The organism is Pseudomonas sp. HMSC067G02, assembly GCF_001813485.1.
In the GTDB taxonomy this organism is placed as follows: Bacteria; Pseudomonadota; Gammaproteobacteria; order Pseudomonadales; family Pseudomonadaceae; genus Pseudomonas; species Pseudomonas aeruginosa.
This window is the reverse complement of record NZ_KV812729.1, coordinates 72,174-97,728: the sequence shown is the minus strand read 5'-3', so window position 1 is coordinate 97,728 and position 25,555 is coordinate 72,174. Positions and strand designations below refer to the sequence as shown.

Sequence of the window (25,555 nt, the reverse complement as noted above, 5' to 3'; positions counted from 1 at the left end):
CGATGCCCACAGTCTTCCCCGACGACTCCGTCGGTCTGGTCTCCCCCCAGACGCTGCACTTCAACGAACCGCTCGAGCTGACCAGCGGCAAGTCCCTGGCCGAGTACGACCTGGTGATCGAAACCTACGGCGAGCTGAATGCCACGCAGAGCAACGCGGTGCTGATCTGCCACGCCCTCTCCGGCCACCACCACGCCGCCGGCTACCACAGCGTCGACGAGCGCAAGCCGGGCTGGTGGGACAGTTGCATCGGTCCGGGCAAGCCGATCGACACCCGCAAGTTCTTCGTCGTCGCCCTCAACAACCTCGGCGGTTGCAACGGATCCAGCGGCCCCGCCAGCATCAATCCGGCGACCGGCAAGGTCTACGGCGCGGACTTCCCGATGGTTACGGTGGAAGACTGGGTGCATAGCCAGGCGCGCCTGGCAGACCGCCTCGGCATCCGCCAGTGGGCCGCGGTGGTCGGCGGCAGCCTCGGCGGCATGCAGGCGCTGCAATGGACCATCAGCTACCCCGAACGCGTCCGTCACTGCCTGTGCATCGCCAGCGCGCCGAAGCTGTCGGCGCAGAACATCGCCTTCAACGAAGTCGCCCGGCAGGCGATTCTTTCCGACCCTGAGTTCCTCGGCGGCTACTTCCAGGAGCAGGGCGTGATTCCCAAGCGCGGCCTCAAGCTGGCGCGGATGGTCGGCCATATCACCTACCTGTCCGACGACGCCATGGGCGCCAAGTTCGGCCGTGTACTGAAGACCGAGAAGCTCAACTACGACCTGCACAGCGTCGAGTTCCAGGTCGAGAGCTACCTGCGCTACCAGGGCGAGGAGTTCTCCACCCGCTTCGACGCCAATACCTACCTGCTGATGACCAAGGCGCTGGACTACTTCGACCCCGCCGCCGCCCACGGCGACGACCTGGTGCGCACCCTGGAGGGCGTCGAGGCGGACTTCTGCCTGATGTCCTTCACTACCGACTGGCGTTTCTCGCCGGCCCGCTCGCGGGAAATCGTCGACGCCCTGATCGCGGCGAAAAAGAACGTCAGCTACCTGGAGATCGACGCCCCGCAAGGCCACGACGCCTTCCTCATGCCGATCCCCCGGTACCTGCAAGCCTTCAGCGGTTACATGAACCGCATCAGCGTGTGAGGACCCGATGCGCGCCGATCTCGAAATCATCCAGGAATGGATTCCCGCCGGCAGCCGCGTCCTCGACCTCGGCTGCGGCGACGGCGAACTCCTGGCCTGGCTGCGCGACCACAAGCAGGTCAGCGGCTACGGCCTGGAGATCGACCCCGACAACATCGCCCGTTGCATCGAAAACGGGGTGAACGTGATCGAGCAGGACCTCGACAAGGGCCTGGGCAACTTCGCCAGCGACAGCTTCGACGTGGTGGTGATGACCCAGGCGCTACAGGCCGTGCACTATCCGGACAAGATCCTCGAAGAGATGCTGCGGGTCGGCAAGACCTGCATCATCACCTTCCCCAACTTCGGCCACTGGCGCTGCCGCTGGTACCTGGCGCGCAACGGCCGGATGCCGGTCTCCGAGTTCCTGCCGTATACCTGGTACAACACGCCGAACATCCATTTCTGCACCTTCCAGGACTTCGAGCGCCTGTGCCGCCAGTTGCGCATGCGCGTGCTCGACCGCCTGGCCGTGGACCGTGACCACCGGCATGGCTGGGCCAGCCGGCTGTGGCCTAATCTATTGGGTGAGATTGGAATCTACCGGGTCACCGGACCCGGAGTGCAGACCCGCAACCTCGCCGTCTAGGAACGCGCCAGGCTGCGGGCCAGGGCCGGGCGCCCCTCCGCTCGTCCTCGGGAGAGCGCTGCCGAAGCCGGCCAAGGCCGCCGGCAGCAGACCATGGACAACGTCCATGCCACCTTTCAGGAGAAACCACCATGCGCCGCTTCACCGCTTTCGTCCTCGGCCTCTGCCTGAGCCTGCCGGTCCTCGCCGAGCAGGTGCAGCGCTTCGGCGACCTGGACGTCCACTACAACGTGTTCAACTCCAGCTTCCTCCAACCCAACGTGGCCAGCGCGGTCGGCCTGGTACGCAGCAAGGCGCAGGGCGTGATCAACGTGGTGCCGATGGAGAAAGGCAAGCCGGTGGAGGCCAGCGTGACCGGCTCCGCCAAGGACCTGACCGGCAAGGTCATCCCCCTGGAGTTCCGCCGGGTCAGCGAGGAAGGCGCCATCTACAACCTGGCGCAGTTCCCGATCAGCCAGCGCGAGACCCTGGTCTTCACCATCAAGGTCGAGGCCAAGGGCGAACCTGCGCAAACCTTCAGTTTCAACAAGGAAATCTTCCCGGACGAATGATCAAGCTCGAACAGCTGGTGCTGGCCAGCCACAATGCCGGCAAACTCAAGGAACTCCAGGCCATGCTCGGCGCCAGCGTGAAGGTGCGCTCGATCGGCGAGTTCAGCCAGGTGGAACCGGAGGAAACCGGTCTTTCCTTCGTCGAGAACGCCATCCTCAAGGCACGCAACGCCGCACGCCTCTCCGGCCTGCCGGCGCTGGCCGACGACTCCGGGCTGGCGGTGGACTTCCTCGGCGGCGCGCCGGGCATCTACTCGGCGCGCTATGCCGACGGCCGGGGCGACGCGGCGAACAACGCCAAGCTGCTGGAGGCCATGAAGGATGTCCCGGACGCCGAGCGCGGCGCACAGTTCGTCAGCGTGCTGGCGCTGGTGCGCCACGCCGACGACCCGCTGCCGATCCTCTGCGAGGGCATCTGGGAAGGCCGCATCCTTCGCGAAGCCCGCGGCGCCCACGGCTTCGGCTACGACCCGCTGTTCTGGGTGCCGGAACGCGACTGCTCCAGCGCCGAGCTGGCGCCCGAGGAGAAGAACCGCCTCAGCCACCGGGCCCGCGCCATGGCCCTGCTCAAGCAGCGCCTGGGCCTCTGAGCCGCAGCCGCCGGCGCCGCCCCCGGGCGGCGTCGGCACGGCGTTTCGTCCGGCCGCCTTGGAGGTTGGCCGAACTCATGCCACGATAGCGCCCCGAAACCGCCCCCACCCCGCCCCGCCCGTGACCCAAGCCACCCCGTTCCAGCTCCCGCCCCTGGCCCTGTACGTGCACATCCCGTGGTGCGTGCGCAAGTGCCCGTATTGCGACTTCAACTCCCACGCCGCTGGCCCGGAGCTGCCCGAAGAGGCCTATGTCGACGCCCTGCTCGCCGACCTGGAGCAGGACCTGCGCCATGTCCACGGCCGGCGCCTGGGTTCGATCTTCTTCGGCGGCGGCACGCCCAGCCTGTTCTCGGCCAAGGCCCTGGGCCGGCTACTGGAAGGCGTCGAGCGCAGGGTCGGCTTCGCCGACGGCATCGAGATCACCCTGGAAGCCAATCCCGGCACCTTCGAACAGGTCAAGTTCGCCGACTACCGGCGCCTCGGCATCAATCGCCTGTCCATCGGCGTGCAGAGCTTCCAGGCCGACAAGCTGCAGGCTCTGGGGCGCATCCACGACGGCGCCGAGGCAGTGCGCGCCGCCGACATGGCGCGCCAGGCCGGCTTCGACAACTTCAACCTCGACCTGATGCACGGCCTGCCCGGGCAGAGCCTCGACGACGCCCTGGCCGACCTGCGCCAGGCCCTCGCCCTGGCCCCCACGCACCTCTCCTGGTACCAACTGACCATGGAGCCGAACACGGTGTTCTGGAGCCAGCCGCCGGAGCTGCCCGAGGACGACATCCTCTGGGACATCCAGGAAGCCGGCCAGGCCCTGCTCGACGAGCACGGCTACCGCCAGTACGAGACCTCCGCCTACGCCCGCGACGGCCTGCGCGCCCGGCACAACCTGAACTACTGGAGCTTCGGCGACTTCCTCGGCATCGGCGCCGGCGCCCACGCCAAGCTGAGCGCGCCGGACGGACGCATCGTGCGGACCTGGAAGACCCGCCTGCCGAAGGACTACCTCAACCCGCAAAAGGCCTTCCAGGCCGGCGAGCGCCCGCTGGAAGCGGCCGACCTGCCATTCGAGTTCATGATGAACGTGCTGCGCCTGGTCGACGGCGTCCCCGCCGCGCTCTACCCGCAGCGCACCGGCCAGCCACTGGCGGCGATCGCCGATGCCTGCGCCGCTGCGCGCGACGCCGGGCTGCTCGCCGACGACCCGCAGCGCCTGCGCCCCAGCGAACGCGGCCAGCTGTTCCTCAACGACCTGCTGCAACATTTCCTGCCGTGACGACGGATGCACGCCCATCCGTGCCGGCAGGCAGGTAAACTCCGCCGACCGACACGCCGATTCGTTACAAGGAACCCTCGATGGATTACGCGCTGGACCTGATCGCCACCCTGTCGCGCTGGAGCCGCAGCCACCTGTCGGACATCTCCCTGGCCATCATGGCCACCCTGCTGGTGCTGTTCGGCCCGGCGATCAACGCCTGGGTACAGCAGCGCATCGGCAGCCTCAACTTCGTCTTCCGCACCCTGCTGTTCGTGCTGATCTGCGCGGTCGGCTACGGCCTGGCGATGGTCTTCGTCACCCCCTGGCTGGCCAAGGGCCTCGGCTACTTCAACAACTACACCCTGGCGCCCGTGCTCCTGCTAGTGTTCTTCGTGATCGGCATGATCGCCGATCGCAGCTGAGCCCCCGGTCTCCCGGCGGCCAGCACCGTCCCCAAGAGCGTCATGGCCTCCGGGAGCCCGCATGAAACCGATCAAGCACCTCTACCTGCATTTCACCGACGGCCAGCGCCTGTCGCTGCGCTTCCCGCGCCAGCAGGACGACCCGGCCGAGGTCGCCCGCAGCATCCGCCAGCAACTGGACACGCCCTATCTCAGCGTCGAGGTCGACGGCGACCTGCTGCTGATCCCGCGGGACAGCATCAAGTACCTGCAGATCAGCCCGGCGCCGGCGCGCCTGGACGACGACGGCACGCTGCGCGGCGCCGAGCTGATCGTCTGAGGGCCGTCCGCCTCAGTTACCCTCCCGGCGCAGCGCCTGCGGGGTGAAGTCGCGCGGCCCGACCTGTACGCCGAAGTCGTACATCGGCTCGTTGTTGTCCAGCCCATCGACGAAGTAGCGGCCGCCCTTGAAGTCGTAGATCGCTTCCAGGGTGCTGGAGACCAGCGGCACATCGTAGTAGTTGATCGGATGGACCTCCTGGGCCCGGGTCAGCACGCCATCCTTGTCGTAGATGTCGGCGGCGAGGATCTGCCAGCTGTCTTCGTCGAGGTAGAAGCGGCGCTTGGCGTAGGGATGGCTGAAGCCCTTGCGCAGGGTCGCCTCGACCACCCAGACGCGATGCAGCTCGTAGCGCAGCAGGTCGGGATTGATGAAGCGGCTCTTGAGGATGTCGCCATAGGCGAGGCCCTTCTGGTGCACCGCGTAGCTGTTGTAAGGCACCAGCATCTCGCGCTTGCCGAGCAACGCCCACTCGTAGTGGTCCGGTGCGCCGTTGTAGACATCCACGGTGTCCGCCGTGGCCATGCCGTTGGTATCCGGCTGCAGGCTGTCGTAGGCCAGGGTCGGCAAGCGCCGCACGCGCCGCTCGCCACGGTTGAAGCGCCAGGCCTTGCGGATCGACAGCACCTGGTCGAGGGTTTCCTGCACCACCAGCGCCGAACCGGCCAGGCGCGCCGGCGCGACCACCTTGTACTTGTAGTAGAACAACGTGTTGTCGAGGTTCTCCGGGATCATCCCCTCGCGGCCATAGACGAAGTACAGGTAGCGGTCGAGCTTGAGCAGGTTGTAGCTGCCGTTGGCCAGCACCGCCGCCTGGTTGGTCTGCAGGTGCAGTTGCTCGCCGCGGTAGCGCATGATGTGGTTCCAGATCGCTTCCTGGCCGCTCTGCGGCAGGGGGAAGGGCACGCCGGCGGCAGCGCCCTGCACGCCGTTGCCGTCGGCGATCAGCTCGGCGCGGCTGGCGTTGGCGCGGGTAGCGTCGTACAGGCGCTGCGGCAGGGATGCGCTGCGGCGGGTGGGGAAGACCCGCAGGTGGTAGTCCGGGTTGGCCTGCAGCAAGGCCTGGGTGCCCGGCGTCAGCAGCGCCTGGTAGGCGGCCATGTTGCGGCTGTCGACGACCAGGCGCGGACGATCGGCGGCGAACGGGTCGAGGTGATGCATGCCGGGCCGGTAGCCGGCCGGCGCCTGGGTGATGCCGCCGGTCCAGGGCGGGATGCTGCCATCGGCGTTGCCGGCCCGCTCCGCTCCCAGCGGGGTCAGGTCCTGGTCCAGGCGTGCGGCCTGGACTTCGTCTACCTTGGCCTGCGCCGCCCAGGCGCAACCGGCCCCGAGCAACAGGATGCCCAGTTTCTTCAACACAGCAGTCTCCTTTGCAGCCGGCCGAGCCGTGCCGCTCTTATTATTGGATCCGGCCGAAGCCGGGAAACGTGCAGCTTGAAGGTGAGGTCCGCCGGGTGTGCCCGGTCTGCTTGGAGTCCCGGCGCCGGTTCGGCGCCAGGGGTACGTCGCTGGTGCGGTGGGTCAGTCGATGCGCTCGAACTTGAGGTCCCAGACGCCATGTCCCAGGCGCTCCCCGCGCCGTTCGAACTTGGTCACCGGACGCTCTTGCGGGCGCGGTACGAAGCGGCCGTCTTCGGCCTGGTTGCGGTAGCCCGGCGCCGCGCTCATGACGTCCAGCATATGCTCGGCATAGGGCTCCCAGTCGGTGGCCATGTGCAGCACGCCGCCGACCTTCAGCTTGCGCCGCACCAGTTCGGCGAATTCCGGCTGGACGATCCGCCGCTTGTGGTGGCGCTTCTTGTGCCAGGGATCGGGGAAGAACAGCAGCAGCCGATCGAGGCTGGCGTCGGCCACGCAGTGGCGCAGCACTTCCAGCGCGTCGCAGCTATACACCCGCACGTTGCCCAGGCCCTGGGTCAGCAGGCCGTTGAGCAGCGCGCCGACGCCCGGCTTGTGCACCTCGACGCCGATGAAGTCGATGTCAGGCGCGGCGGCGGCCATTTCCAGGGTGGAATGGCCCATGCCGAAACCGATCTCGAAAGTCCGCGGCGCCTGGCGACCGAAGATCGCGTCGAAGTCCTGAACCTCATCGCTCAGTTCCAGGCCGAACTTCGGCCAGCCCAGGTCGAGGCCACGCTGCTGGCCTTCGGTCATGCGCCCGGCGCGCATCACGAAGCTCTTCACGGTGCGCATCGGCCGTGCTTCGTCGTGTTCCGCCAGGGAGTCCTGGGCCGGGGATTGCGGGGTATCGCTCATGGAAAAGAAAACCTTGCTAGAGACAGAAGGGCGGGCTGCCTGCCGGACGCTTCCCGCATCCGGCGGACAGCCCGCCCCAGGTAGTCGGTATCAGTCGATCAGGCCGTCCAGCGGCGACGAGGCGCTGGCATACAGCTTGCGCGGCATGCGTCCGGCCAGGTAGGCGAGGCGACCGGCGACGATCGCGTGCTTCATGGCCTCGGCCATCATCACCGGGTCCTTGGCATGGGCGATGGCGGTGTTCATCAGCACCGCCTCGCAACCCAGCTCCATGGCGATCGCTGCATCGGAAGCGGTGCCCACGCCGGCGTCGACCAGCACCGGGACCTTGGCTTCCTCGAGGATGATGCGCAGGTTGTAGGGGTTGCAGATGCCCAGGCCGGAGCCGATCAGGCCGGCCAGCGGCATCACCGCGATGCAGCCGATCTCGGCCAGTTGGCGGGCGATGATCGGGTCGTCGCTGGTGTACACCATCACGTCGAAGCCGTCCTTCACCAGTTGCTCGGCGGCCTTGAGGGTCTCGACGACGTTGGGGAACAGGGTCTTCTGGTCGGCGAGGACTTCCAGCTTGACCAGGTTGTGCCCGTCCAGCAGCTCGCGGGCCAGACGGCAGGTGCGCACGGCCTCGACCGCGTCATAGCAGCCGGCGGTGTTCGGCAGGATGGTGTAGCGATCCGGCGGGATCACATCCAGCAGGTTCGGCTCGTCGGGATTCTGCCCGATGTTGGTGCGCCGCACCGCCACCGTGACGATCTCCGCTCCGGAGGCCTCGATGGCCCGGCGGGTCTCGTCGAGGTCCTTGTACTTGCCGGTCCCCACCAGCAGGCGCGAGCCATAGGTACGGCCGGCGATGACGAAGGGGGTATCGGTACTGGATGCTTGGCTCATCGGATGACTCCTGGATGGAAAGGCTTGCGGGGCCGATGGAAGGGTTCGGGGGCCAGGCCTAGCCGCCGCCGATGGCGTGGACGATCTCCACGCGGTCGCCATCCTTGAGCGCGGTGCTGGCGTGCTGGCTGCGCGGCACGATATCCAGGTTCAGCTCGACGGCCACGCGGCGGCCGCCAAGCTCCAGGCGGGCCAGCAGGTCCGCGACGCTCTGCGCGTCGGGCAGCTCGAAGGGCTCGCCGTTCAGTTGAATCTGCATGGCTGGACGGTCACGAAAGTGAAAGGGAGCGGCATTCTAGCCCGATCCACCCCGATGACCAAGGCGCCTTGTCGACAAGTGCGCCGCCTGAGGCAACCGGTCTCAGGCGTTGCCCAGGCGCCAGGCGGCCAGCCCCAGGCACAGCCAGCCGGCGAGGAAGGAGACGCCGCCGAACGGGGTGACGATGCCGAGCTTGCCGATGCCACTGAGGGTCAGCAGGTAGAGGCTGCCGGAGAACAGCAGGATGCCCAGCGTGAACAGGCCACCCGCCGCGCTCACCAGGCGGCCGTCCAGGCGGGTGGCGAGCAGCGCCACGCCGAACAGCGCCAGGGCGTGGATCAACTGGTAGTGCACGCCGGTCTGGAATACCGCCAGGTACTCGGCGCTGAGCTGCTTCTTCAGGCCGTGGGCGGCGAACGCCCCGAGGGCCACGCCGGTGAAACCGAAAAATGCCGCCAACAACAGGAAGGGACGAAGCATGGACAAGACTCCGGTGATAGCATCCAGCCCGCTATAATGGCCGCCCCCTTCTTCCAAGCCAAGCCGCGCATGTTGCGATCCCTGTTCCGCCGCCTGTTCAAGTACCTGCTCTGGTTCATGGCCGCCAGCGTCGTGCTGGTCGCGGTCCTGCGCTGGGTGCCGCCACCGGGGACCATGGTCATGGTCGAACGCAAGGTCGGCTCCTGGGTCGACGGCCAGCCCATCGACCTGCAACACGACTGGCGCTCCTGGGAGCAGTTGCCGGACAGCCTGAAGGTCGCGGTGATCGCCGGCGAGGACCAGCACTTCGCCGAGCACCACGGCTTCGACCTGCCGGCCATCCAGCAGGCCCTCGCGCACAACGAGCGCGGCGGCAGTATCCGCGGCGCCAGTACGCTCAGCCAGCAGGTGGCGAAGAACGTCTTCCTCTGGTCCGGGCGCAGTTGGCTGCGCAAGGGCCTGGAGGCCTGGTTCACCCTGTTGATCGAGACGCTCTGGACCAAGCAACGGATTCTCGAGGTCTACCTGAACAGCGCCGAATGGGGGCCGGGCGTCTTCGGCGCGCAGGCTGCGGCACGCTATCACTTCGGCCTCGACGCCGAGCGCCTGAGCCGCACCCAGGCCAGCCAGCTCGCCGCGGTGCTGCCCAGCCCGCTGAAATGGAGCGCGGCCAAGCCGGGCCCCTACGTGCGCCAGCGCGCGGCCTGGATTCGCCAGCAGATGTGGCAGTTGGGCGGCGACGACTACCTGCTGCGCCTGGAGCGCTGAAAGCTCAACGCGGCGGTTTTTCCAGGGCCTGGCGCGGCACCGCGAGCATCAGTCGCAAGTCGTCGTCCGGCAGGTGCGCGGTCAGGCCCAGTTGCGGATAGACCCAGGCCTCGCCCTGGGCCAGTTGCAGGCGCAGGCGCGGCTGGCCGAGACTGGCCAGCAGCCGCTCGGCACCGACCCTGCCTTCGGGAATCATGCTCAGCGCCACGATCGGCTTGTCGCCCAACTGTCCTTCCAGCCCGGCGCTCAATGGCTGCGGCGCGCTGCCAGGCTGCAACGCGGATGCCCGCTGCAGGCTCAGTTGCTCCTCGGCGCTCAGGCCCAGCTCGCCTTCCACCTGCCAGGGGCCGCCGTCGCCCAGCAGGCGGCCACGGAAGGCCAGGCGCACGCCATCCAGGCGCGGGTCCACCCACAGCTCGCCATCCACCGCGTCGTGCAGCTGGCGCAGGGTCAGGGCGTTGTCCGCCAACGGCGCCAGCACCTGCTCCTGCCAGTCGGCCAGCCACGGCAACGGCCGTGCCGGTTCCGGCGTACGGACCAGCAGGCGCCGACGACGAAGGTCAGGACCGCCAGCGACAGGTAGAACAGCCAGCGGGTATTGCGCGGCATGGGATTCCTCCGGGCAGAAAAAAACCGCACCCTTGCGGAGTGCGGTTTTCGCGAGGCGCGGCGATCAGGCGAGAATCCGCCCTTTCAGCTTGCTCATGGCGTTCTTTTCCAGCTGCCGGATACGCTCGGCGGAGACGTTGTACTTTTCCGCCAGGTCGTGCAACGTGGCCTTCTCCTCGGACAACCAGCGCTGCTGGAGAATGTCGCGGCTGCGCTCGTCGAGGCCTTCCAGCGCCTCGTGCAGGTTGGCGCTGGAGCTGTCGCTCCAGTCGGCGTCTTCCAACTGGCGCGCCGGGTCGTAGCGGTGGTCTTCGAGGTAATGCGCCGGCGACTGGTAGGCGCTCTCGTCGTCCGCGTCGGCGGCCGGGTCGAACGCCATGTCCTGGCCGGTCAGGCGGCTTTCCATCTCGCGCACTTCGCGGGGCTCGACCCCCAGGCTCTCGGCGACGCGATGGACTTCCTCGTTGTTCAACCAGGCCAGGCGCTTCTTCTGGCTGCGCAGGTTGAAGAACAGCTTGCGCTGCGCCTTGGTGGTGGCGACCTTGACGATCCGCCAGTTGCGCAGGATGAACTCGTGGATCTCCGCCTTGATCCAGTGCACGGCGAAGGACACCAGGCGAACGCCCATTTCCGGGTTGAAACGCTTCACGGCCTTCATCAGGCCGACGTTGCCTTCCTGGATCAGGTCGGCCTGGGCCAGGCCGTACCCCGAATAACTCTTGGCGATATGAACAACGAAGCGCAGGTGCGCCAACACCATCTGCCGCGCCGCTTCCAGGTCTTGCTGATAGAAGAGGCGTTCGGCCAGTTCACGCTCCTGTTCCGGCGACAACAGCGGAATGCTGTTCACCGAGTGCACGTAGGCTTCCAGGTTTGCGCCTGGAACCAAGGCATGTACAGGTTGCAAAGAAGTGGTCATGCGAATCCTCCGATTCACGAAACTCGCGCAGTGTAGCACTCGGATATCTGACTGCAAGCGGGTGTATAAGTTCCTTTACAGCGACCCGCTGACCGGTCGTGATTCCCCTGTCCTCAGCGCGGCGCCAGCTCGCGCAGGTGGCGGGCCACAGCCAGCCAGGCGCCGACCCAGCCAAGCAGCACCGCGCCGACGGTGAGCGACAGGCCGTCGTCCAGCGGCACGCCCTGCAGGCCGAAGTCGCTGCCGTACAGCCCTGAAAGGTTGACCACCGAACCGTTCAGCCAGTTCAGCGAATAGGCCAGCAGCGCCCAGGACAGGATGCCCGCGCCCAGGCCGTACAACGCGCCCATGTACAGGAATGGCCGGCGCACGTAACCGTCCGTCCCGCCGACCAGCTTGATCACCTCGATTTCGTTACGGCGATTTTCGATGTGCAGGCGGATGGTGTTGCCCACCACCAGCAAGAGGGTCAGCACCAGCAGGATGGTCAGGCCGAAGACGAAGCGTTCGCCGAGCTTGAGGATCGCGCTCAGGCGCTCGACCCATACCAGGTCGAGCTGCGCCTGCTGCACATGAGGCAGCTCCGCGAGCTGCTGGCGCAGTGCCTCCAGGCCGGCCCGATCGATCTGCTTGGGCGTGACCGAGATCACCGGCGGCAGTGGGTTCTCCGGCAGCTCCTTGAGCGCTTCGCCCAGGCCGGACTGTTCCTGCAATTCGCTGAGCGCCTGCTCGCGGCTGATCAATTGGGCCTCGATCACATCCGGCAGGCGCTCGATCTGCTCGCGCAGGTCCTGGCCCTGGTTTTCGCTGGTCTTCAGGTCGAGGAACAGGGAGATCTGCGCGGCGCGCTGCCAGGAGCCGCCGAGCCGTTCGACATTGTTCAGCAGCAGCGAAAGGCCCATCGGCAGGCTCAGGGTGATACCCATCACCAGGCAGGTGAAGAAGCTGCCGAACGGGTGGCCGAACAACCGGCGCAGGCTGTCCACCAGGCTGGCGCGATGGCTTTCCAGGTAGGCGCTGAACGAGCCGCTCCAGTCGGTCTGTTCCTGGCTCGGTTTCTCGCGGGTCTTGCGTTCCGGTGCGCCCTCTTCGGGGCCACGGGGAAGATCGTTGGCGCTCATCAGGCCTCGTCCTCACGGTCAGCGATGATCCGGCCACGCTGCAGGGTCAGCATGCGATGGCGCATACGGGCGATCAGGGCCAGGTCGTGGCTGGCGATCAGTACGGTGGTGCCCAGGCGATTGATATCCTCGAACACGCCCATGATTTCCGACGCGAGTCGCGGGTCGAGGTTGCCGGTGGGTTCGTCCGCCAGCAGCAGGGCCGGCTGGTGGACGATGGCGCGGGCAATGCCGACCCGCTGCTGCTGGCCGGTGGAAAGGTCGGAAGGCAACGCCTCGCCCTTTTCCTTCAGGTTCACCCGCTCCAGGGCCGAGGCCACGCGCTTGGCGATCTCCGGCTTGGGCATGCCGAGGATCTGCAGCGGCAGGGCGATGTTGTCCGCCACCGTACGATCGGTGAGCAGTTGGTGGTTCTGGAACACCACGCCGATCTGCCGGCGCAGGAAAGGGATCTGCGCGGTAGTGATGCGCCCCAGGTCCTGGCCGCCGAGCAACAGCTTGCCGCTGGTCGGTCGCTCCATCGCCAGGATGAGGCGCAGCAGGGTGCTCTTGCCGGCGCCAGAGTGGCCGGTGACGAAGAGGATCTCGCCACGGTGCACGCGGAAGGACACCTCGTGCAGGCCTACGTGGCCGTTGGGATAGCGTTTGCCGACCTGCTCGAAGCGGATCATGCGTTCTCCCGCTCTGCGAAGAGTGCCTGGACGAAGGCGTCGGCCTCGAAGGTACGGAGATCGTCGATCCCCTCGCCGACACCGATATAGCGGATCGGCAGGCCGAACTGCTTGGCCAGGGCGAAGATCACCCCGCCCTTGGCGGTGCCGTCCAGTTTGGTCAGGGCCAGGCCGGTCAGCTCCACCGCGAGGTTGAACTGCTTGGCCTGGTTGATGGCGTTCTGCCCGGTGCCGGCGTCGAGCACCAGCAGGACCTCATGGGGCGCCGTCTCGTCCAGCTTGCCGATCACCCGGCGCACCTTCTTCAGCTCCTCCATCAGGTTGTCCTTGGTATGCAAGCGTCCGGCGGTATCGGCGATCAGCACGTCGATGCCGCGGGCCTTGGCGGCCTGCACCGCGTCGAAGATCACCGAGGCGGAGTCGGCGCCGGTGTGCTGGGCGATCACCGGGATGCGGTTGCGCTCGCCCCAGACCTGCAACTGCTCCACGGCGGCAGCGCGGAAGGTGTCGCCGGCGGCCAGCATGACCTTCTTGCCCTCGAGTTGCAGCTTCTTCGCCAGCTTGCCGATGGTGGTGGTCTTGCCCACGCCGTTCACCCCGACCACCAGGATCACATAGGGCTCGCGCGCGACGTCGACCTGCAACGGCTGCTCCACCGGGCGCAGCAGGCTGGCCAGCTCTTCCTGCAGCGCCTTGTACAGCGCGCCGCTGTCGGCCAGCTCCTTGCGCGCCACGCGCTTGGTCAGGTTCTGCACGATCAGGGTGGTGGCCTCGACGCCGACGTCGGCGGTCAGCAGGCGCGTCTCGATGTCGTCGAGCAGGTCGTCGTCGATTTCCTTGCGACCGAGGAACAGGCTGGCCATGCCTTCGCCGATGCTGGCGCTGGTCTTGGACAGCCCCTGCCGGAGGCGGGCGAAGAAGCCCGGCCTGGTCGCCGGCTCGCTGACTGCCGGAGCGGCGGCCAGCGGCGCAACGGGCTCGGGCTCGGGCTCGGGCTCGGGCTCGGGCTCGGCAGCCAGGATAGGCTCGGGTTGCGCGACGGGCGCCTCGGACCGGGGCGAATGCTCCTCGGCCGACGCTGGCTCGTCACCGGCGAGCGGCGCTTCGGCAACCGGCGCCGGCGCCGGCGGCTCGGCCGGCTCGGCAGCGGAGGGCTGCTGCCGACCTGGCTGTTCTGTCAGGGATTGCGCTACGTCATCGGCGGGCGCGCGCTGCTCGGCGGCCGCTGTCTCGGAGACCGGCTCGACAGGCTGATCGGCAGGCTGCTCGCCGGCTTGCGGCTTTTTCCGCCACCAGCCGAACAGACCTTTCTTTTCCCCGCCCTGCGGGGCCTTCTTGTCGTCGTTGGAACCAAACATGAATGCTTGTATCTCAAGGGAGCGGCACGGGACGTGGCCGCCCGGAAAACGGATGGGTATCCTAGCATCTCCTCGCCCGACGGGGCTAAGGGTCCTGCCCCGCAGTGACCTGAGACCCCGGTGGCGGCACGAAAGGTCCAGATCACCATGAAAACCCCAGCTCGCCGCCGCGTCGGCCTGCTCCTAGCCAGCCTTTGTCTCCCGCTTTTCGCCCAGGCGGCGGAAACCCAGCCCACCCACGAGTTCAGCCTCGACAACGGCCTGAAGGTCATAGTGCGTGAAGACCACCGCGCCCCGGTGGTGGTTTCCCAACTCTGGTACAGGATCGGCTCCAGCTACGAGACACCCGGGCTCACCGGCCTGTCCCACGCCCTCGAACACATGATGTTCAAGGGCAGCCGCAAGCTCGGCCCGGGCGAAGCCTCGCGGGTGCTGCGCGACCTGGGTGCGGAAGAGAACGCCTTCACCACCGACGACTACACCGCCTATTACCAGGTCCTGGCCCGCGACCGCCTGCCGGTGGCGCTGGAGATGGAAGCCGACCGCATGGCCCACCTGAGCCTGCCGGCCGACCAGTTCAAGAGCGAGATCGAGGTGATCAAGGAGGAGCGCCGCCTGCGCACCGACGACAATCCCAACGCCCTCGCCTTCGAGCGCTTCAAGGCCGCCGCCTACCCGGCCAGCGGCTACCACACCCCGACCATCGGCTGGATGGCCGACCTGCAGCGCATGACCATCGACGACCTGCGCCACTGGTACGAATCCTGGTACGCGCCGAACAACGCCACCCTGGTAGTGGTCGGCGACGTCACCGCCGACGAGGTCAAGACCCTCGCCAAGCGCTACTTCGGCGAGATCCCCTGGCGCCAGCTGCCGCCGGCGCGCAAGCCGCTGGAACTGGCCGAGCCCGGCGAGCGCCGGCTCAAGCTGTACGTACGCACCCAGCTGCCGAACCTGATCATGGGCTTCAACGTGCCCAGCCTGGGCAGTAGCGAGAACCCTCGCGAAGTCAACGCCCTGCGCCTGATCGGCGCGCTGCTCGATGGCGGCTACAGCGCCCGCCTGGCCTCGCGCCTGGAGCGCGGCGAGGAGCTGGTCGCCGGCGCCTCCACCTACTATGACGCGTTCAACCGCGGCGACAGCCTGTTCGTCCTCTCGGCCACGCCGAACGTGCAGAAGGGCAAGACCCTCGAGCAGGTCGAGGCCGGTCTGTGGAAGCAGCTCGATGACCTCAAGCAGAACCCGCCCAGCGCCGCGGAGATCGAGCGCGTGCGCGCGCAGATGATCGCCGGGATGGTCTACGAGAAGGACTCCATCGCCGCCCAGGCCAGCAGCATCGGCCAGCTGGAAAGCGTCGGCCTGTCCTGGAAGCTGATCGACCAGGACCTGGAGGCCCTCAAGGCAGTGACTCCGGACGATATCCAGAAAGCCGCCCGCACCTATTTCACCCCGTCGCGCCTGACCCTGGCGCAAGTGCTGCCTGTGAAGGCCGAGGAAAAGGAGGCCCGTCATGAGTGAGCGCACAGGGCTGCGTTATGGCCTGCTCGGCCTGATCGTCATTGCGTTGCTGGCCGCGCTGGCCTATTTCGTCGCGCGTCCCACCCAGACCCCGGCGGCGGCCCATGCCGCGGCGGTCGAGGAAAACCAGTTGCAGTCGCTGAAGGACGTCGCCAAGCAGCCGCCGGTCCATCGCAAGCTGGACATCCAGGAATGGAAGACCGCCGAAGGCGCCAAGGTGCTGTTCGTCGAAGCCCATGAACTGCCGATGTTCGACCTGCGCCTGACCTTCGCCGCCGGCAGCAGCCAGGACGCCGGCACCCCCGGCCTGTCGATGCTGACCAACGCCATGCTCAACGAAGGCGTGCCGGGCAAGGACACCACTGCCATCGCCGCCGGCTTCGAGGACCTCGGCGCCTCGTTCAGCAACGGTTCCTACCGCGACATGGCGGTGGCCGGCCTGCGCAGCCTGTCCGACGCCGACAAGCGGACCCAGGCGCTGAAGCTGTTCGAACAGGTGATCGGCCAGCCGACCTTCCCCGAGGACGCCCTGGCACGCATCAAGAACCAGGTCCTGGCCGGTTTCGAGTACCAGAAGCAGAACCCCGGCAAGCTGGCCGGGCTGGAGCTGTTCAAGCGCCTCTATGGCGAGCATCCCTACGCGCACTCCAGCGACGGCGACGAAAAGTCCGTTCCACCGATCAGCCGCGAACAATTGCAGGCGTTCCACAAGAAAGCCTACGCCGCCGGCAACGTGGTCATCGCGCTGGTCGGCGACCTCTCGCGGCAGGAGGCCGAAGCGATCGCCGCAGAAGTCTCCAAGGCGCTGCCCCAGGGCCCGGCGCTGGCCAAGACCGCCCAGCCGGAAACGCCCAAGCCCGGCCTGACGCACATCGACTTCCCCTCCGAGCAGACCCACCTGATGCTCGCCCAGCTTGGCATCGACCGCCAGGATCCCGACTACGCGGCGCTCTACCTGGGCAACCAGATCCTCGGCGGCGGCGGCTTCGGCACCCGCCTGATGGACCAGGTGCGAGAAAAGCGCGGCCTGACCTACGGCATCTATTCCGGCTTCACCGCCATGCAGGCACGCGGTCCGTTCATGATCAACTTCCAGACCCGCGCCGAACTCAGCGAAGGTGCGCTGAAGCTGGTCCAGGACATCGTCCGCGACTACCTGGCCAACGGCCCGACCCAGAAGGAACTGGACGACGCCAAGCGCGAACTGGCCGGCAGCTTCCCGCTGTCCACCGCGAGCAACGCCGACATCGTCGGCCAGCTCGGCGCCATCGGTTTCTACGGCCTGCCGCTGGACTACCTGGAAAGCTTCCTCAAGCAGGTCGAGGGACTCAGCGTCGAACAGGTCAGGACCGCCATGGCCAAGCACCTGGACGCCGACGCCTTCGTCATCGTCAGCGCCGGCCCGAGCGTGCCGCAGAAACCCCTGCCGCCACCCACCGCCAAGCCGGCCCAGCAACCCAGCGGCGTTCCGGAGCATTGATGAGCAAACCTACTGCGAAAGCCCCCGGCCGCCACGGCGGCCAGGGACAGCTGCGGATCATCGGTGGCGAATGGCGCAGCCGGCGTTTCGTCTTTCCCGACGGGCCCGGCCTGCGACCGACCCCGGACCGGGTCCGCGAGACCCTGTTCAACTGGCTGGCACCCTATGTCGAAGGCGCACGGGTGCTCGATCCCTTCGCCGGCAGCGGCGCGCTGTTCCTCGAGGCGTTGTCGCGCGGCGCCCGCGAAGGGCTGGCCCTGGATACCAACGGCGAAGCGGTGGCGGCCCTGCGCAACCACCTCGACGCGCTCAAGTGCGGCACCGCCCAACTGGTCCTCGGCGATGCCGTGCGCTACCTGGGAAACCAGGCTCCGAGCGCCTTCGACCTGGTGTTCCTCGACCCGCCGTTCCATCAGAACCTGCTGCAGGACGCCTGCCGCCTGCTCGAAACCCGCGGCTGGCTGAACCCCGACGCCTGGATCTATACCGAGAGCGAGAGCGTCCCCTCGTCCCTCGGCCTGCCCGGAAACTGGCGGCTGCACCGGGAAAAGAAAGCCGGCAACGTACATTACGCGCTCTGGCAGCGGGGAGCCTGAGGATGAGCCCGGCTTCCGCGAGCATTCGCCAACGCCTGCTGGCGCTTGGCGAGCCTTGCGCGGCGCAACCCGCCGCCGACTGGCAGGGCGATATCGCCCTGCCCGCCGAGCTGGAGCGTTTCTACCGCGAGGTCGGCCCGCTCGACTGCACCCTGGAGAGTGCCGGCAACCCATTTTTCCTGCCGTCCCTGGCCCGCCTCTGGCAGCGCCAGGCCGGCTATCGCTGGCACGGCATCAGCGGCGAGCGCCTGTCGGGCTGGCAGGACGACTGGCTGGTGGTGGCCGACCAGGGCGCCGACCCGTTCATCCTCGAGACCGGCAGCGGGCGCATACTCTTCGACCTGCATGGCGGCAGGGGCTGGGACCCGGCCCCGTGCTTCGACGACCTGTGGCAGATGGCGGCCAGCCTGGCCTGCTTCGGCGAGGTCTGGAGCGGCGCCGGCGAGGACATCCTGCTGGACGACTGCAGCGTCGCGCCCCGCTATCGGCAGCAGCTCGTCGACGAACTGCAACCGATCCTCGGTTCGCGCCAGCGGGCGGAGGACCTCGCCGACGAGTTCGGCTGGTAAGCTGGTGACCACACCACCACCGCCCATGACCTGCGCATGACCGCGTCCCCGACCTTCCAGCCCGCCTGGTGGCTGCCCAATCCGCACCTGCAGACCCTGTGGAGCCCGTTTTTCCGCCGCGGGCCGACCCTGGAACGGCAGCGCGAACGCCTGTGGCTGGCCGATGGCGACTTCATCGACCTCGACTGGGCCGGCCCGCACGATGCCGAAACCCCGCTGGTGCTGGCACTGCACGGCCTCACCGGGTCATCCTCGTCGCACTACATCCTCGGTCTGCAGCGCGCCCTGCTGGAGCGCGGCTGGGCCAGCGTGGCGCTGAACTGGCGCGGTTGCTCGGGGGAGCCGAACCGCCTGCCGCGCGGCTACCATTCCGGGGTCAGCGACGACCTCGCCGAGGTGGTCGCGCACCTGCGCGCCAGGCGCCCGCAAGCGCCGCTGTACGCGGTCGGCTATTCGCTGGGCGGCAACGTGCTGCTCAAGTACCTGGGCGAAACCGCTGGGGACTGCCCGCTGCTCGGCGGCGTCGCGGTGTCGGTGCCGTTCCGCCTGGACGAGTGCGCCGACCGCATCGGCCTGGGCTTTTCCCGGGTCTACCAGGCGCACTTCATGAAGGCCATGCTGGCCTACGTGCAGGACAAGCAGCGGCTGTTCGGCGAGCAGGGCCAGGCGGAAGGCCTGGCCGCCCTGCAACGCCTCGGTCCGCTGGAGGGCATGCGCACCTTCTGGGACTTCGACGGCCGGGTCACCGCGCCGCTGCACGGCTTCGCCGACGCCAGGGATTACTATCGGCGCGCGTCCAGCCGCTACTACCTGCCGGACATCCGCACGCCGAGCCTGATCATCCATTCCAGCGACGACCCCTTCGTGTTCGCCCGCAGCCTGCCCGATCGCAGCGAACTGGCACCCTGCACCGAGCTGGAACTGCACGCCCGCGGCGGTCACGTTGGCTTCGTCGACGGCTCTCCGCGCCAGCCCACCTACTACCTGGAACGACGCATCCCCGACTGGCTGGAGGCCCGCCTGCGGCAGCACTGAGCTGGCCGGCGTCCGGCGACGGGCGGCAGAATAGGAACAGGCTGAAGGAAAAAGGGGGGCGAATGGAACTGACGCTGCGGCACAACCCGATGCTCGACGACGCCGACTGCGAGGCGATCCTGGCGATCCACGCGGCGGTCGGCTGGGACCGGCGCATGCCGCCTGCCGAGCTACGCACGCTGTACCAGCATTCCGGCTATTCCCTGCTGGCCGCACGCGACGGCCGCCTGGTCGGCCTGCTGCGCGCCGAGGAAGAAACGCCGATTCGCGTCTGGCTGGCGGAAATCGCCGTGCTGCCCGGCGCACAGCGCAGCGGCGTCGGCGCAGCCCTGCTGCGGCGCTTCGCCGAGGATCACCGCGGCGCCTACCTGTTCACCGACGCCACCCTCGGTACCGAAGCCTTCTTCCGCCGCCACGGCATCCACATCCAGCAGGTGCTGGAGAAAACCCTGCGCGATCAGAGCGGCACGTAGAGCCGCTCGGAAATCCCGTCCACCGCATCCTGGGCCTGCGCCTCGATGTGCCCGCTCTCCAGCGCCAGCACCTGGTAGATGCCGCGACGCAGTTGCGCCTCGCTGAGGTCGCCGTCGAGATCGAGGGTGGTGCAGAGGAAGCGCACCCAGGAGGTGAGGATGATCCAGGCGTTGAGGGTCAGGGCCTCCAGCTGGGTCTCGTTCATCCGCAGGATGCCGGCCTCGGTGAAGCCCCGGTAGATCGCCTTGGCGTTGACCAGGCAACGCTGGGCGAAGGCGCGGTAGCGCGCCGCCAGCTCCGGGTCGCTTTCCAGCAGGTGCTCGAGGTCGCGGTGGAGGAAGCGGTAGCGCCACATCGCGGCCAGTAGCGCTTCCAGGTAGAAGGTCTTGTCGTCCACCGTCAGACCCCGCCCTTCGGGCAGGCGCAGGAAACTCTCGACGTGGCTTTCGTACTCGGCGAACAGCTCGGCGATGATCGCCTGCTTGTTCGGGTAGTGGTAGTAGAGGTTCCCAGGCGATATACCCAGGTGGGTGGCGATATGGTTGGTGGTGACGCTGCGCTCGCCCTGGGCGTTGAACAGTTCCAGGCTGGCCTGGGCGATGCGATCGCGGGTCTTGATGCGTGGTGCCATGGGGACGACGGGCTCGTTCGGGTAACAGTGCGGGGCGCGCCCCGCCGTGACAGCGTAGAAGGTACACAAAGCTGGCCGCCCGGGTCAGCCCCCGGGGTGGCGGCCGGCGACCGGCCCGCCTTTCGTTGGGTACGCAAGCGGCGGGCTGGCAGGCATGCTGTTTGACACTTTAGAGTATTTACTCTAGAAATCCAGCGACGTAGCGAAATTCATCGGACCGAGCCAGGTCCGCCATAACGACAGACGTGCGGCCACGCAGCCGCCCACGCTTCGCCGAGGAGCCAGCCCATGGTCGCCGATATCGCCTACCTGCAGCAGAGCCAGCAGGAAATCAACCAGCTCGAAGCCCTCTTCGCCCGCCAGCGCGCCGCCTACCTGGCGCAGCCGATGCCCGACGCCACGCAGCGCGTGCAGTGGCTGAAGGCCCTGCGCGAGCTGCTGTTCAAGGAGCAGCAGGCACTGATCGAGGCCATAGACCAGGACTTCAGCGCGCGCTCCGCCGACGAGACCCTGCTCGCTGAGATCATGCCCAGCCTGCACGGCATCCACTACGCCGCCAAGCGCGTGAAGAAATGGATGAAGCCCGCGCGCCGCGCGGTCGGCCTGCAATTCCAGCCGGCCTCGGCCCAGGTGGTGTACCAGCCGCTGGGCGTGGTCGGGGTGATCGTGCCTTGGAACTATCCGCTGTTCCTCTCCATCGGCCCGCTGACCGGGGCCCTCGCCGCCGGCAACCGGGTGATGATCAAGATGAGCGAATCGACCCCGGCCACCGGGCGCCTGCTCAAGGACCTGCTGGCGCGGATCTTCCCCGAGGACCAGGTCGCCGTGGTGCTCGGCGAGGTGGACGTCGGCGTGGCCTTTTCCAAGCTGCCGTTCGACCACCTGCTGTTCACCGGCGCCACCAGCGTCGGCAAGCACGTGATGCGCGCCGCCGCCGAGAACCTGACCCCGGTCACCCTGGAACTGGGCGGCAAGTCGCCGGCGATCGTCTCCGACAGCGTGCCGATGAAGGACGCCGCCGAGCGGATCGCCTTCGGCAAGAGCCTCAACGCCGGGCAGACCTGCGTCGCGCCCGACTACGTGCTGGTACCGAGCCGGCGCGTCGAGGAATTCGTCAGCCAGTACAAGGAGGTGGTCCAGGGCTTCTTCCCGCGCCTCCCGGACAACCCCGACTACACCGCGATCATCAACGAGCGCCAGCTCGGCCGCCTCCGGGGCTATCTCGACGACGCCCGCGAGAAGGGCGCGACCCTCGTCCCGCTGTTCGCCGAGGGCCAGCAGCGGCGCCTGCCGCAGACGCTGCTGCTGAACGTCAGCGACGACATGAAAGTGATGCAGGAGGAAATCTTCGGCCCGCTGCTGCCGGTGATCCCCTACGAGCGCCTGGAAGACGCCCTGGCCTATGTCAACCAGCGCCCGCGACCGCTGGCCCTGTACTACTTCGGCTACGACAAGGCGCAACAGCAGCGCGTGCTGCACGAGACCCACTCGGGCGGCGTGTGCCTGAACGACACCCTGCTGCACGTCGCCCAGGACGACATCCCGTTCGGTGGCGTCGGCCCCTCCGGCATGGGCCACTACCATGGCCACGAAGGCTTCCTCACCTTCAGCAAGGCCAAGGGCGTGTTCAGCAAGCCGCGCTTCAACGCCGCGCGAATGATCTACCCGCCCTACGGCAAGTCGATCCAGAAGCTCGTCTACAAGCTGTTCGTGCGCTGAACCGGGGCGCGTGCGGCGCCCCCTCATTCCTACGCTGCAGGTGACATAACAACAATGAGCGACACCACTCTCGAAAGCGCCGGCCTGTCCCGACGCAGCCTGATGAAAGTCGGCCTGATCGGCGGCGCGTTCCTCGCCACCGCGGGCGTCACCGCCAGCCTCACCGGCTGTTCGGCGGAGAAACCGGCGAGCGGCCTGGAAAAGGTCCGCGAATCCGACCTGCCGTTCCTCCGTGCGCTGCTGCCGGTGATGCTGCTCGGCGCGGTTTCCGCCGAGCAGATGCCGAAAGCCGTGGAGGGCGCGATCCAGAGCCTCGACCATAACCTGGCGCGGCTCTCCCCGGAGATGTTCAAGCTCACCCAGCAACTCTTCGACGTGCTCGCCCTGCCGCTCACCCGTGGCCCGCTGACCGGTATCTGGGGCAGTTGGGAGAACGCCAGCGGCGACGACGTGCGGGCATTCCTTTCGCGCTGGGAAAACAGCTTCATCGGCCTGTTGCGGATGGGCCACAGTTCGCTGATGCAACTGGCGATGATGGCCTGGTACGCCCGCCCCGAGGCGTGGCCCCATTGTGGCTATCCCGGACCGCCGAAGATCGCTTGAGCCGCCCCCGGAACAATACGAAGAGCCCGAAGCCGCCTAGCCTGAGAGTGCATTCATGCCTGTACCCGATCTGTTCGCCGAGGGCCTCGCCCGCGGCTGGAAAACCTACAACGGCTCGCGCCTGGACGACGACCTGGAGCTGGAGGCCGACGTGGTCGTGGTCGGCACCGGCGCCGGCGGCGGCACCACCGCGGAAATCCTCAGCGCCGCCGGCCTGAAGGTGCTGCTGGTGGAAGAGGGCCCGCTGAAGACCAGCAGCGATTTCAAGATGCAGGAGGCCGACGCCTACCCCGAGCTGTACCAGGAAGGCATCGGCCGGATGAGCAAGGACGGCGCCATCACCATCCTCCAGGGTCGCGCCGTGGGCGGCACCACCCTGATCAACTGGACCAGCAGCTTCCGCACCCCGGAACCGACCCTGCAGCACTGGGCCCAGGTCTACGGGGTCAAGGGCCACAGCGCGGAGGACATGGCGCCCTGGTTCGAGAAAATGGAGCAGCGCCTGCACGTGGCGCCCTGGGCGCTGCCGCCGAATGCCAACAACGACGTGATCCGCCTGGGCTGCGAGAAGCTCGGCTATCACTGGAAGGTCATCCCGCGCAACGTCCTCGGTTGCTGGAACCTCGGCTACTGCGGCATGGGCTGCCCGGTCAACGCCAAGCAGTCGATGCTGGTCACCACCATCCCGGCGACCCTCGACAAGGGCGGCGAGCTGCTCTACCTTGCGCGCGCCAACCGCCTGCTGCTGGATGGCGACAAGGTGACGGGCCTCGAATGCCTGGGCATGGATGAGCGCTGCGTGGCGCCCAACGGCCGCCGGATCAGGGTCCGGGCCAGGCACTACGTGCTCTCCGGCGGCGGCATCAACACCCCGGCGATTCTTCTCCGCTCGAAGGCGCCTGATCCGAGCCAGCGGGTCGGCAAGCGCACCTTCCTGCACACGGTGAATTTCAGCGCGGGGCTGTTCGACCGGGTGATCAACCCCTTCTACGGCGCACCGCAGTCGATCTACTCCGACCATTTCCAATGGGACGACGGTGTCACCGGACGCATGTCCTACAAACTGGAGGTGCCGCCGCTGCAACCGTCGCTGGCCTCGGTGCTGCTCGGCGGCTTCGGCAGCGACAACGCCCTGCGCATGGAACAGCTACCGCATACCAACATGATGCTCGCCCTGCTCCGCGACGGCTTCCACCCGGACAGCGCGGAGGGCTCGGTCGGCCTGCGCGGCGACGACACCCCGGTGCTCGACTACCGGATGACCGACTACACCTGGGACGGTATCCGCCGTGCCTTCCATACCATGGCGGAGATCCAGTTCGCCGCCGGCGCCCGGGAAGTGCGGCCGGTGCACAGCGACGCGCGTAGCGCGAAGAACCTGCAGGAGGCGCGCGGGATCATCGACGGCCTGCGCCTGGAGATCTACCGCACGCGCCTGGGCAGCGCCCACGTCATGGGCGGCTGCGCCATGGGCGAAGACCCGGCCGTGGCGGTGGCCGACAGCCTCGGCCGCCATCACCACCTGCGAAACCTGTCGATCCACGACGGCTCGCTGTTCCCCACCAGCATCGGCGCCAACCCGCAGCTCTCGGTCTACGGTCTTACCGCGCAACTGGCCAGCGCGCTGGCCGAACGCCTGGCCAGGGCCTGAACCGCCGCCGGGCCGGCCGCGCGCCGCGGCAGCCGGCCCGGCGCCATCAGACCTATGGGCTAAAGGCCGATGGCCCGTGCGTCTTGGCCGCACGGGCATCCCTGCGCTACCATCCGATTCCCTTACGAAACCCTGCCAGGACGTAGCGATGAACCGAGTGCTGTACCCAGGCACCTTCGATCCCATCACCAAGGGTCACGGCGATCTGATCGAACGTGCTTCACGGCTTTTCGACCATGTGATCATCGCGGTCGCCGCCAGCCCCAAGAAGAACCCCCTGTTCAGCCTGGAACAGCGGGTGGCGCTGGCCCAGGAGGTCACCAAGCACCTGCCGAACGTCGAGGTGGTGGGCTTCTCCACCCTGCTGGCGCACTTCGTCAAGGAGCAGAAGGCGAATGTCTTCCTCCGCGGCCTGCGCGCGGTTTCCGACTTCGAGTACGAGTTCCAGCTGGCCAACATGAACCGCCAGCTCGCCCCCGACGTGGAAAGCATGTTCCTCACCCCGTCGGAGAAGTATTCCTTCATTTCCTCGACGCTGGTCCGGGAAATCGCCGCTCTCGGCGGGGATATCAGCAAGTTCGTGCATCCGGCCGTGGCAGACGCCCTGGCGGAACGTTTCAAGCGCTGATCCGCGTCTCTTCGCCGGCCTCCCGTCGGCGCCCCGCGTGCACTGCGGGCGCCGATGCGGCACAATTCCGCTATTCCCGTTACCGATGCCGTGGCTGTCCGTCGCGGTTGGAGTTGTTAGATGTCCCTGAAAATCACTGACGATTGCATCAATTGCGACGTCTGCGAACCCGAATGCCCGAACGGCGCGATCTCGCAAGGCGAAGAAATCTATGTGATCGATCCCAATCTCTGCACCGAGTGCGTCGGCCACTACGACGAGCCGCAGTGCCAGCAGGTCTGTCCGGTGGACTGCATTCCCCTCGACGACGCCAATGTCGAGAGCAAGGACCAGTTGATGGAGAAATACCGGAAGATCACCGGCAAGGCCTGATCCCCGCCGGCGCCTGTCCTTCAGGGACGGTTCGCGCCCC

General features: G+C 67.5%; 30 protein-coding genes. 19 read left to right on the top strand and 11 right to left on the bottom strand.

Features of this window, described 5'->3' with window-relative positions:
• Window positions 1-2: 2 nt before the first annotated feature.
• The 7 genes from HMPREF2914_RS29310 (at window position 3) to HMPREF2914_RS29280 (ending at window position 4,910) form a co-directional block, all read left to right on the top strand.
• The gene (locus HMPREF2914_RS29310; RefSeq protein ID WP_003084535.1) at window positions 3-1,142 is read left to right on the top strand and encodes a homoserine O-succinyltransferase MetX; all 1,140 of its coding nucleotides are present in this window, start codon (window positions 3-5) and stop codon (window positions 1,140-1,142) included.
• Window positions 1,143-1,149: 7 nt separating this feature from the next.
• Entirely contained in the window at window positions 1,150-1,770 is a 621-nt protein-coding gene (gene metW / locus HMPREF2914_RS29305) for a methionine biosynthesis protein MetW (RefSeq protein WP_003084530.1), read from the top strand.
• Between the two features lie 131 nt (window positions 1,771-1,901).
• Entirely contained in the window at window positions 1,902-2,321 is a 420-nt protein-coding gene (locus tag HMPREF2914_RS29300; protein ID WP_003084528.1) for a DUF4426 domain-containing protein, read from the top strand.
• The gene (gene rdgB / locus HMPREF2914_RS29295) at window positions 2,318-2,911 is read left to right on the top strand and encodes an RdgB/HAM1 family non-canonical purine NTP pyrophosphatase (RefSeq protein WP_003084527.1); all 594 of its coding nucleotides are present in this window, start codon (window positions 2,318-2,320) and stop codon (window positions 2,909-2,911) included. The genes HMPREF2914_RS29300 and rdgB overlap by 4 nt, the downstream gene beginning before the upstream one ends.
• A 121-nt stretch (window positions 2,912-3,032) precedes the next feature.
• On the top strand, window positions 3,033-4,187 hold the full coding sequence (gene hemW, locus HMPREF2914_RS29290; protein WP_003117893.1) for a radical SAM family heme chaperone HemW: 1,155 nt from the start codon (window positions 3,033-3,035) through the stop codon (window positions 4,185-4,187).
• Window positions 4,188-4,267: 80 nt separating this feature from the next.
• On the top strand, window positions 4,268-4,591 hold the full coding sequence (locus tag HMPREF2914_RS29285) for a DUF3392 domain-containing protein (protein WP_003084525.1): 324 nt from the start codon (window positions 4,268-4,270) through the stop codon (window positions 4,589-4,591).
• Window positions 4,592-4,652: 61 nt separating this feature from the next.
• Window positions 4,653-4,910, top strand: coding sequence for a hypothetical protein (locus HMPREF2914_RS29280; RefSeq protein ID WP_003084524.1), 258 nt, complete (start codon window positions 4,653-4,655; stop codon window positions 4,908-4,910).
• Window positions 4,911-4,922: 12 nt separating this feature from the next.
• On the opposite strand, the gene HMPREF2914_RS29275 is transcribed toward HMPREF2914_RS29280, so the two are convergent.
• From HMPREF2914_RS29275 to HMPREF2914_RS29255, 5 genes are all read right to left on the bottom strand, one after another.
• On the bottom strand, window positions 4,923-6,269 hold the full coding sequence (locus HMPREF2914_RS29275) for a DUF1329 domain-containing protein (protein WP_003084522.1): 1,347 nt from the start codon (window positions 6,267-6,269) through the stop codon (window positions 4,923-4,925).
• Window positions 6,270-6,431: 162 nt separating this feature from the next.
• On the bottom strand, window positions 6,432-7,103 hold the full coding sequence (gene trmB / locus HMPREF2914_RS29270) for a tRNA (guanosine(46)-N7)-methyltransferase TrmB (RefSeq protein WP_074198336.1): 672 nt from the start codon (window positions 7,101-7,103) through the stop codon (window positions 6,432-6,434).
• 153 nt (window positions 7,104-7,256) lie between these two features.
• The gene (locus tag HMPREF2914_RS29265; protein ID WP_003084517.1) at window positions 7,257-8,054 is read right to left on the bottom strand and encodes a thiazole synthase; all 798 of its coding nucleotides are present in this window, start codon (window positions 8,052-8,054) and stop codon (window positions 7,257-7,259) included.
• 58 nt (window positions 8,055-8,112) lie between these two features.
• On the bottom strand, window positions 8,113-8,313 hold the full coding sequence (gene thiS / locus HMPREF2914_RS29260) for a sulfur carrier protein ThiS (protein ID WP_003084514.1): 201 nt from the start codon (window positions 8,311-8,313) through the stop codon (window positions 8,113-8,115).
• Between the two features lie 102 nt (window positions 8,314-8,415).
• Window positions 8,416-8,793, bottom strand: a complete 378-nt coding sequence (locus HMPREF2914_RS29255; RefSeq protein ID WP_003084513.1) for a DUF423 domain-containing protein — start codon at window positions 8,791-8,793, stop codon at window positions 8,416-8,418.
• Window positions 8,794-8,829: 36 nt separating this feature from the next.
• Between HMPREF2914_RS29255 and mtgA the strand changes: the two genes are divergently transcribed.
• Window positions 8,830-9,561, top strand: a complete 732-nt coding sequence (gene mtgA / locus HMPREF2914_RS29250; RefSeq protein WP_023092307.1) for a monofunctional biosynthetic peptidoglycan transglycosylase — start codon at window positions 8,830-8,832, stop codon at window positions 9,559-9,561.
• Between the two features lie 4 nt (window positions 9,562-9,565).
• Here the strand turns inward: mtgA and HMPREF2914_RS29245 are convergent, their stop codons facing one another.
• The 5 genes from HMPREF2914_RS29245 to ftsY all read right to left on the bottom strand — a co-directional run bounded on the left by HMPREF2914_RS29245 (window position 9,566) and on the right by ftsY (window position 14,239).
• The gene (locus HMPREF2914_RS29245) at window positions 9,566-10,072 is read right to left on the bottom strand and encodes a hypothetical protein (protein WP_177344138.1); all 507 of its coding nucleotides are present in this window, start codon (window positions 10,070-10,072) and stop codon (window positions 9,566-9,568) included.
• 162 nt (window positions 10,073-10,234) lie between these two features.
• Window positions 10,235-11,089 (bottom strand): RNA polymerase sigma factor RpoH, encoded by an 855-nt coding sequence (gene rpoH, locus HMPREF2914_RS29240; protein ID WP_003084510.1) that lies wholly within the window; start codon window positions 11,087-11,089, stop codon window positions 10,235-10,237.
• A gap of 113 nt (window positions 11,090-11,202) precedes the next feature.
• A complete protein-coding gene (ftsX, locus tag HMPREF2914_RS29235; RefSeq protein ID WP_003084508.1) occupies window positions 11,203-12,210 on the bottom strand; it encodes a permease-like cell division protein FtsX in 1,008 nt (335 codons plus the stop codon).
• The gene (gene ftsE / locus HMPREF2914_RS29230; RefSeq protein ID WP_003084505.1) at window positions 12,210-12,881 is read right to left on the bottom strand and encodes a cell division ATP-binding protein FtsE; all 672 of its coding nucleotides are present in this window, start codon (window positions 12,879-12,881) and stop codon (window positions 12,210-12,212) included. Before ftsE ends, ftsX begins: the two co-directional genes overlap by 1 nt.
• The gene (gene ftsY, locus HMPREF2914_RS29225) at window positions 12,878-14,239 is read right to left on the bottom strand and encodes a signal recognition particle-docking protein FtsY (protein ID WP_024007763.1); all 1,362 of its coding nucleotides are present in this window, start codon (window positions 14,237-14,239) and stop codon (window positions 12,878-12,880) included. The genes ftsE and ftsY overlap by 4 nt, the downstream gene beginning before the upstream one ends.
• A gap of 120 nt (window positions 14,240-14,359) precedes the next feature.
• Here ftsY and HMPREF2914_RS29220 point away from each other — a divergent pair, with 120 nt between their 5' ends.
• The 6 genes from HMPREF2914_RS29220 to HMPREF2914_RS29195 all read left to right on the top strand — a co-directional run bounded on the left by HMPREF2914_RS29220 (window position 14,360) and on the right by HMPREF2914_RS29195 (window position 19,910).
• Window positions 14,360-15,757, top strand: a complete 1,398-nt coding sequence (locus HMPREF2914_RS29220) for a M16 family metallopeptidase (RefSeq protein WP_003084498.1) — start codon at window positions 14,360-14,362, stop codon at window positions 15,755-15,757.
• Window positions 15,750-17,237 carry a M16 family metallopeptidase gene (locus tag HMPREF2914_RS29215; RefSeq protein WP_023092305.1) on the top strand — a complete coding sequence of 496 codons (1,488 nt, stop codon included), beginning with the start codon at window positions 15,750-15,752 and terminating at the stop codon, window positions 17,235-17,237. The genes HMPREF2914_RS29220 and HMPREF2914_RS29215 overlap by 8 nt, the downstream gene beginning before the upstream one ends.
• Entirely contained in the window at window positions 17,237-17,833 is a 597-nt protein-coding gene (gene rsmD, locus HMPREF2914_RS29210; RefSeq protein ID WP_003102864.1) for a 16S rRNA (guanine(966)-N(2))-methyltransferase RsmD, read from the top strand. The genes HMPREF2914_RS29215 and rsmD overlap by 1 nt, the downstream gene beginning before the upstream one ends.
• Before the next feature lie 2 nt (window positions 17,834-17,835).
• The gene (locus HMPREF2914_RS29205; protein WP_003084491.1) at window positions 17,836-18,402 is read left to right on the top strand and encodes a hypothetical protein; all 567 of its coding nucleotides are present in this window, start codon (window positions 17,836-17,838) and stop codon (window positions 18,400-18,402) included.
• Window positions 18,403-18,438: 36 nt separating this feature from the next.
• Window positions 18,439-19,437 carry a hydrolase gene (locus tag HMPREF2914_RS29200; RefSeq protein WP_003084490.1) on the top strand — a complete coding sequence of 333 codons (999 nt, stop codon included), beginning with the start codon at window positions 18,439-18,441 and terminating at the stop codon, window positions 19,435-19,437.
• 62 nt (window positions 19,438-19,499) lie between these two features.
• Window positions 19,500-19,910 carry a GNAT family N-acetyltransferase gene (locus HMPREF2914_RS29195; protein WP_023092304.1) on the top strand — a complete coding sequence of 137 codons (411 nt, stop codon included), beginning with the start codon at window positions 19,500-19,502 and terminating at the stop codon, window positions 19,908-19,910.
• On the opposite strand, the gene HMPREF2914_RS29190 is transcribed toward HMPREF2914_RS29195, so the two are convergent.
• Window positions 19,895-20,542 carry a TetR/AcrR family transcriptional regulator gene (locus tag HMPREF2914_RS29190; RefSeq protein WP_003084488.1) on the bottom strand — a complete coding sequence of 216 codons (648 nt, stop codon included), beginning with the start codon at window positions 20,540-20,542 and terminating at the stop codon, window positions 19,895-19,897. The two genes, HMPREF2914_RS29195 and HMPREF2914_RS29190, sit on opposite strands and share 16 nt — an antisense overlap.
• Window positions 20,543-20,830: 288 nt before the next feature.
• Between HMPREF2914_RS29190 and HMPREF2914_RS29185 the strand changes: the two genes are divergently transcribed.
• The 5 genes from HMPREF2914_RS29185 (at window position 20,831) to HMPREF2914_RS29165 (ending at window position 25,515) form a co-directional block, all read left to right on the top strand.
• Window positions 20,831-22,261, top strand: a complete 1,431-nt coding sequence (locus HMPREF2914_RS29185; protein WP_023092303.1) for a coniferyl aldehyde dehydrogenase — start codon at window positions 20,831-20,833, stop codon at window positions 22,259-22,261.
• Window positions 22,262-22,315: 54 nt separating this feature from the next.
• Complete coding sequence (locus HMPREF2914_RS29180; protein WP_023092302.1) at window positions 22,316-22,864, top strand: hypothetical protein; 549 nt, start codon at window positions 22,316-22,318, stop codon at window positions 22,862-22,864.
• Between the two features lie 55 nt (window positions 22,865-22,919).
• Complete coding sequence (locus HMPREF2914_RS29175; RefSeq protein ID WP_003102870.1) at window positions 22,920-24,515, top strand: GMC family oxidoreductase; 1,596 nt, start codon at window positions 22,920-22,922, stop codon at window positions 24,513-24,515.
• Window positions 24,516-24,663: 148 nt separating this feature from the next.
• Window positions 24,664-25,143 carry a pantetheine-phosphate adenylyltransferase gene (coaD, locus tag HMPREF2914_RS29170; protein ID WP_003084466.1) on the top strand — a complete coding sequence of 160 codons (480 nt, stop codon included), beginning with the start codon at window positions 24,664-24,666 and terminating at the stop codon, window positions 25,141-25,143.
• A gap of 120 nt (window positions 25,144-25,263) precedes the next feature.
• Window positions 25,264-25,515: a YfhL family 4Fe-4S dicluster ferredoxin gene (locus tag HMPREF2914_RS29165; RefSeq protein ID WP_003084462.1), complete on the top strand. Its 252-nt coding sequence runs from the start codon at window positions 25,264-25,266 to the stop codon at window positions 25,513-25,515.
• Window positions 25,516-25,555: the final 40 nt, after the last annotated feature.